The sequence below is a fragment of the Mesorhizobium sp. M2C.T.Ca.TU.002.02.1.1 genome (genome assembly GCF_003997225.1).
The window spans coordinates 1-6,469 of sequence record NZ_RZTO01000313.1 but is presented as its reverse complement, the minus strand read 5'-3'; the positions used below and the strand labels follow the sequence as shown (position 1 = coordinate 6,469).

Annotated in this window: 7 protein-coding genes; 3 read left to right on the top strand and 4 right to left on the bottom strand. The window is 64.7% G+C overall.

Features of this window, described 5'->3' with window-relative positions; translation table 11 throughout:
- On the top strand, positions 1–680 hold a 680-nt coding region (locus EOD07_RS17665), incomplete at its 5' end, for a DMT family transporter (RefSeq protein ID WP_164772316.1).
- Between the two features lie 32 nt (positions 681–712).
- Here EOD07_RS17665 and EOD07_RS17660 read toward each other — a convergent pair.
- The 4 genes from EOD07_RS17660 to EOD07_RS17645 are packed head-to-tail and all read right to left on the bottom strand — an operon-like array spanning position 713 to position 4,070.
- Positions 713–1,414, bottom strand: coding sequence for an RraA family protein (locus EOD07_RS17660; protein ID WP_127236381.1), 702 nt, complete (start codon positions 1,412–1,414; stop codon positions 713–715).
- Positions 1,414–2,529 (bottom strand): mannonate dehydratase, encoded by a 1,116-nt coding sequence (locus tag EOD07_RS17655; RefSeq protein ID WP_127236380.1) that lies wholly within the window; start codon positions 2,527–2,529, stop codon positions 1,414–1,416. Before EOD07_RS17655 ends, EOD07_RS17660 begins: the two co-directional genes overlap by 1 nt.
- Before the next feature lie 4 nt (positions 2,530–2,533).
- Complete coding sequence (locus EOD07_RS17650; protein ID WP_127236379.1) at positions 2,534–3,319, bottom strand: SDR family oxidoreductase; 786 nt, start codon at positions 3,317–3,319, stop codon at positions 2,534–2,536.
- Positions 3,320–3,332: 13 nt separating this feature from the next.
- Positions 3,333–4,070 (bottom strand): FCD domain-containing protein, encoded by a 738-nt coding sequence (locus EOD07_RS17645; RefSeq protein WP_127236378.1) that lies wholly within the window; start codon positions 4,068–4,070, stop codon positions 3,333–3,335.
- A gap of 186 nt (positions 4,071–4,256) precedes the next feature.
- Between EOD07_RS17645 and uxuA the strand changes: the two genes are divergently transcribed.
- A complete protein-coding gene (gene uxuA / locus EOD07_RS17640; protein WP_127236377.1) occupies positions 4,257–5,441 on the top strand; it encodes a mannonate dehydratase in 1,185 nt (394 codons plus the stop codon).
- Between the two features lie 100 nt (positions 5,442–5,541).
- Positions 5,542–6,469, top strand: a 928-nt coding sequence (locus tag EOD07_RS17635; protein ID WP_127236376.1) for an extracellular solute-binding protein, incomplete at its 3' end; no start/stop codon positions are given.

Genomic DNA, 6,469 nt, shown 5'->3' with positions numbered 1-6,469 from the left:
GCACATACCTCGTCATAGGCGGCCTGGTGGTTGGCCTGCCGATCGGTATCCTGGTCTCGGCCGCTCCGCATGTCGACGCCTCGGTGCTCACTCTGGTGCTATGCCTTTCTCCCATATTCACCCTCGTTATTGGCGCACTGGCGGGTCTTGATCGCTTCGATTGGCGCACGTTCGCCGGCATGCTGCTCGGGGTGGCCGGCGTGGCTGTCCTCGCGCTGCCCGATGTTGGGGCCGTCGGCTCGGCCGGCGTCGGTTGGTTTCTGGTGGCGCTCATTGCCCCGGTCATGTTCGCCGCCGCCAACAATTGCGCCAAATGGCTGCGCCCCGAAGGCGCGTCCTCGGTGATGATGGCGGCCGGAACGCTGCTGGGAGGGGCCGTGGTTGCCGGCGTCGTCATGCTTGCGCTCGGCGGCGCGGCGATGCCTTCCGAGTGGATGGGCAGGACCCTGATGCCGCTCGCTCTCGCCACGACGATCAATGCCGTCTTCTTCGTCCTCTTCTTCGAGCTGGTCGCTCGGATGGGACCGGCGCGCTTTTCGATCTTCAACTATCTGGCCGTGGCCGCCGGCATTCTCTGGAGCCTGGCCGTCTTCGACGAACGGCCGGCCGCCTCGTTCTGGTTGGCCCTGCTCCTGATGCTTGCAGCCATGTACCTGGTGCTGTCGCGCAAGCCAGACTGACCATCCGGTTACCACTGACTGGCCACGCCCTGTCACATGATGCCGAAGGTCTTGTAGGCTTCGACCGCGCTCATGCCCTCGCGGATCGCCTTGGCGACGAGCTTCTCGCCGCGGACTTTTTCGAGGGCGAGGCGCACCACCTCTTCTTCGGCTTCAGTTGGAATAACAAGGACGCCTTCCTTGTCGCCGAACAAGAGCGTTCCCGGCTCTATGCGGACGCCGCCGATCTCGAGCGCGCAGCGATAGTCTATGACCTTGCCGCGCACGCCCTGGTCCTGCGCGTAATAGCCGATGCAGAAGCAGGGAAAGCCCAGCGCCCTGATGCCGTCCGTGTCGCGAGCGAAGCCGTCGACCAGCGCGCCATGCGCGCCGAGGATTTTCGCGCGCGTCGACATGAGCTCGCCCCACAATGCATAACGGGGCGAGGCGCCGCTGGCGACGTAGATTTCGCCTGGTTTCAGATCGTCCAGCGCCTCGAACATCAGCCCGAAGGGCTTGCTCATCAGCGGATTGTGGGTCGGTTCGTTGGACGGAAAGATGTCGGTCTCGAGCACGGGCATGGCCCGGCCGAGCAGTCTCGTCTTCTCGTCGACAGGTTTGAATACCGGCGGCAGGAACTGATGCTGTAGCCCGATCGTGTCCATCACGTCGCCGACGACAGCGACGAAGAGCTCCTCCTCGAACAGGCGGTACATTTCGGCGTCGTCGGCATAGAGGCGTGTCGATCTGGTCATCAGGCTTGCATCCGGATGCTGGTGGATTGAATCGACTGCGAAGGTCCCAGCGCCGCGGCGTTCTGCACCAGTGCGCGCATATAGCCGAGCGCGAAGGCCTTTCCCGCATGCCAGGGCGCATCGCAGGACATTTCCGGCGTATGGTCGGGGATGATGACGCCGTCATAGTTTTCATCGCGCAGGATGCGGACGATTTCAGCCATGTCGATGTCGCCGTCGTCGACGAAGGTTTCGTGGTAGTTCGGCACCTTGCCGCGCACGTTGCGGAAATGGATGTAGCCGATGCGCCCGCGCCGGGCGAAGCGCCGGACATGCCCGTAGATATCGTCGGTGCCCGGCATCTCCTGCAGCGAGCCGAGGCAGAGCTCCAGCCCGTTGGACGGTGAATCGACGATGTCCATCAGCCGGTCGTATTTCTCCGGACGGTTGACGAGCCGTGCCGCGCCGCGCAGCGCTTCGGCCGGGGGATCGTCGGGGTGCGCAGCAAGTATCACGCCGGCTTCTTCAGCCACCGGAACGACGTCCCGCAGGAAGGCTCCGAGCCGCTGCCAGAGCTCGTCGTTGCTCACCGTCACCGGCGCGGCGCCCGGTCGGCCCGTGCGGTAGCGCATGTTCCAGACCACGCCGTCGGGGAGGGGCAGGTCGGGATCGATGGCCGCAAGGTCGAGCCCGACCGACATCGCATCGCCGCGCGCGAAGGGCCCGCGCGACCAGCCCCAGACGCCGGCGATGGAGAAGTTGTAGCCGATGCACGGGACGCCGGCGCGCCCGGCATCGCGGATAAGCCGCTTCAATCCCTCGATCTGCTTCGCCCGATCGGGGCCGTCGAGCAGAATATCGGACCAGAAGCGGGGCGAGAAATTCTCGATCGCGGCGATTTCCAGCCCGTTGTCGCGCACGGTCTTCACCAGGCCGGCGAAGTCCTCATAGGTCCATAGCTCGTCGGTGGAGCAGTCGCCCCAGCCTTCCTTCTCGCTGCCGGCGGACAGGGAAGGATCGCGCCCGCGAAAGTAGTTGGTGAGGTGGGCGACGATGTGCGTGGCGCCCGCCTGACGGGCGAAGCGGAAATTGGCTTGAGTCAGCGACTCCCGGTAGAGGCCAAGACCGATCTTCATGGCTTCACTTCACGCCGATGCCGGCGGTCAGGCCGCCATCGATCTTATAGTCCGCGCCGGTGCAGAAGCCGGCCTTGGACGAGCACAGAAAGGCGATGAGTTCCGCCACTTCCTCCGGCTCGCCGATGCGGCCGAGCGGATGGGCCGCGCCGAAGCGCCTGTAGGCTTCCTCGACATCGGCATCGCTGCCGTTGTCGCCGCGCGCGGCCTTCTCCAGTATCGGCGTGCGGATCGAGCCGGGGCTGACCGAATTGACCCGGATGCCGGCCGCCGCGTAGTCGAGCGCCAGCGAACGCGTCAGCGTGTGGATCGCGCCCTTGGTGGTGGCATAGGCGGCGACGTTCTGCTGGCAGGCGAAGCCCTGCACCGAGGCGACGTTGACGATCGCGCCGCCGCCGCGCTTGATCATTTCCGGAATGCCGAAATGGGCGGTCAGATAGATCGAACCGACATTGACCGTCATCGCCTTGTTCCAGATTTCCCAGTCAGTCGTCGTCGCGGTTCCATACGGATGGACCGCGGCCGAATTGACGATCACGTCGAGGCCGCCGAAGCGCGCCACGCCAGCCGCGACGGCGTCGCGAACCTGGTCCGGCACGGAGACGTCTGTGTCCACGACCAGCGCGCCGGCCCCCGAGCTTCCCAGTTCCGCTCTCATCGCTTCATTGGCCGAGCGGTCGATGCCGCAGGCGACGATCGCGGCACCGCCGGCGGCGAGGCGCCTGGCGGTTACCAGACCGATCCCGGTCGTCCCGGTCACCAGCGCGACCTTGCCTTCAAAATCCTTCATTGCGGGAACTCCTTCAGTCACTGTCGGACACCGGCTCTTCCGGCAGGAAGCGCAAGGCGAAATCGAGATGGCGGCTCATGAGATAAGCATAGGCCAGTCGGTCGCGTGCACGCAGCGCGGCGATGATCTCGCCATGCGCGGCGCGGGTGTCGGCAAGCACCGGCCGCATCTCCTTGCCGATGGTCATGATCCGCAGGATCACGGGCGACAGGAAGGAATACATGTCGATGAGCGTGCGGTTGCCCGCCAGGCCGATCAGCGCCCTGTGGAAATTGAAGTCGTTCTGAGCGGCTTCCTCGATCGAGCGGCTGTCGACGATCCTGGCGTTGACCTCGTCGAGCGCCGCGATCTGTTCGTTCGTGGCGTTGAGCACGATGTGGTCGCCGATGCCGACCTCGATGATGCGCCTGAAACCCTGGATGTCGGCGAAAGAGGAGCGCGAGACATCCATGTGCGCGGCGAAGAAATTCTGGATGGCGATGCTCTGCCCGTCGGCGAGCACGGCGCCGACGCGCGGCTTGGGCTCGATCAGCCCGTAGGTGCGGATGGTACGCAGCGCCTCGCGCACCGTGTTGCGGCTGGCGCCGGTGATCTCGCTGAGCTCGCGCTCCGTCGGCAGCACGTCGCCGACATTCAGCTGCCGCGCGCGGATGAGGTCGAGGATGCGCCCGGCCGCGGTGTCGACCGCGGAGGAGCCGCCGACGCGGCGGGCGGCGACATTGTCGCGTGCAGCCTGGGGATTTTCCGGCATCGATCCTCCTAATTGTTGGACCAACATATCGTATGCTTTGAGGAAAACAACCGGTTTTGGGCTCGACCTCGGTGAATTTTCTGGGCTTTGCCCAAGTGGGTAGCCACTCACGAGCGTCAAATTTTAATTTGACTCCCATTGTGGTCCAACAATAAGTTGCCGACCTCTCACGGAGGAAAGCGGCAAATGGAACAAACCTGGCGCTGGTACGGTCCGGACGATCCGGTCACCCTCGATCATGTCAAGCAGGCGGGCGCGACCGGCGTGGTCTCGGCCCTGCACGACATCTATGACGGGCGCGTCTGGCCGCTGGAGAACATCCTGGAGCGCAAGCGCATCATTGAGGCGGCGGGGCTGACCTGGTCGGTCGTCGAGAGCATTCCGGTCCACAACTCGATCAAGATCGGTTCGCCGGAGCGACTCCGCTATGTCGGCTTCTACAAGGACACGATCCGCGCGCTGGCCAAGGCCGGCATCGCGACGATCTGCTACAATTTCATGCCGGTGGTCGATTGGACCCGCACGGACCTGGCGTACCGCCTGCCGACGACGGGTTATGCGCTTCGCTTCGACGCCATCGATTTCGCCGCTTACGATCTGTTCGTGCTGAAGCGCCGGAATGCCGAGGCCAGCTACACGCCCGCCCGCATCGCCGAAGCGGAAGCGCGGTTGAAGGAGCTCGGCGACGAGAAGATCGACAGGATCGAGCGCAATCTCATCGCTGGCCTGCCCGCTACCGAGCGCGCCTACAACCGCGACAGCTTTCGCGAGGCCCTGGCCGATTATGATGCGATCGGGCCGAAGGAATTGCGCGACAACCTCGCCTGGTTCCTGCGCGAGATCATTCCGGTGGCCGAACAGGAAGGGGTGCGCATGTGCATCCATCCCGACGATCCGCCATTCTCGCTCTACGGCCTGCCGCGCATCGTCTCGACCGCCGAGGATGCGCGCTTCATCCTCAGCGCCGTCGACAGCCCGGCCAACGGGTTGACCTTCTGCACCGGCTCCTACGGCACGCGCGCCGACAACGACATTGTCGCCATGGTCAAGGAGTTCGCCAGCCGCATCCATTTCGTGCACCTGCGCAACGTCACCATCGAGGATGACGGCTCCTTCCACGAAGCCGAGCATCTCGAGGGCGGCACCGACATGGCGCATGTCATCCTCGCGCTGATGCAGGAAGAGGCGCGTCGCCGCAAGGAAGGCCGCGCCGACTGGCGCATTCCGATGCGGCCCGACCACGGGCATCTGCTCGCCGACGACATCGGCAAGACCAGGATCAATCCCGGCTACTCGCTGATCGGCAGGCTCAAGGGCCTCGCCGAACTGCGCGGCATCATGCGGGCCGTCGAGCGGTTCGGGCTGGCCTGAGGCGATTTGCGTATGTAAAAACTATTTGCTCAGGTAAAAATACCTGCTAGTGGTTTGTGGACCGGGCACGTGGCCCGGTTCCAGGGAGGAATTGCCGGATATGACAAGACTGCGCGGTCTTGCGTGGGATCATCGACGTTGCTGGGGTCCGCTGGACGCCAGCGTCGCGCCTTATTGCGCCGCCAATCCCGGCCTGGAAATCGAATGGGACCGCCGCAGCCTCTATGAATTCGGCGAGGGCGCGCTCGGCCCGGTGCTCGGCGAATACGACCTGGTGGTGTTCGACCATCCCTTCATCGGCGACATCGCGCAGGATGGACTGATGGTGCCGTTCGACGCCTATCTGTCGGCGGAGCAGGTCCGTTTCTTCGAGCAGGATTCCGTCGGTCCGTCCTGGCGGTCCTACGCGAAGAACGGATGCCAATGGGCATTGCCGATCGACGCCGCCTGCCACGTCGCCTCGTATCGCCCGGACCTTCTGGAGCGCTACGGGCCGGCGCCGCGTACGCATGAAGAAGTCGTCGAGCTCGGCCGGTCGGCGCGCAAGGACGGCAAGTGGCTCGGCCTGCCTTTGGTGCCGACCGATGCGATGTGCCTGCTTCTGACGCTCGGACATCCGCAGGAAGATGGCGACCAGTTCATCGCGACGGATATGGTCGAAAAGGCCGTCGGGCAATTGCGCGAACTGGCAGCGCTGTCGCACCCGAACTCATCCGGATGGAATCCGATCCGCTGCTACGATCATATGATCGCGCATGACGACGTGGTCTATGTGCCGTTCGCCTTCGGCTATGTGAATTACGCCGCGAAAACCGACAGGCCGTATCTGCGCTTCGCCGACGTGCCGACCGCGCGATCGGCCGGCGCGCTGCTCGGCGGCGCCGGCATCGGCGTCAGCGCCCAGTCGAAGCACAAGCAGGCGGCGATCGATTACGCGCTGTTCCTATGCTCGCCCGACTATCAGCGCGGCGACTATGTGAAGTCGGGCGGACAGCCCGGGTCACTGGCGGCGTGGAAGGATGCCGAGG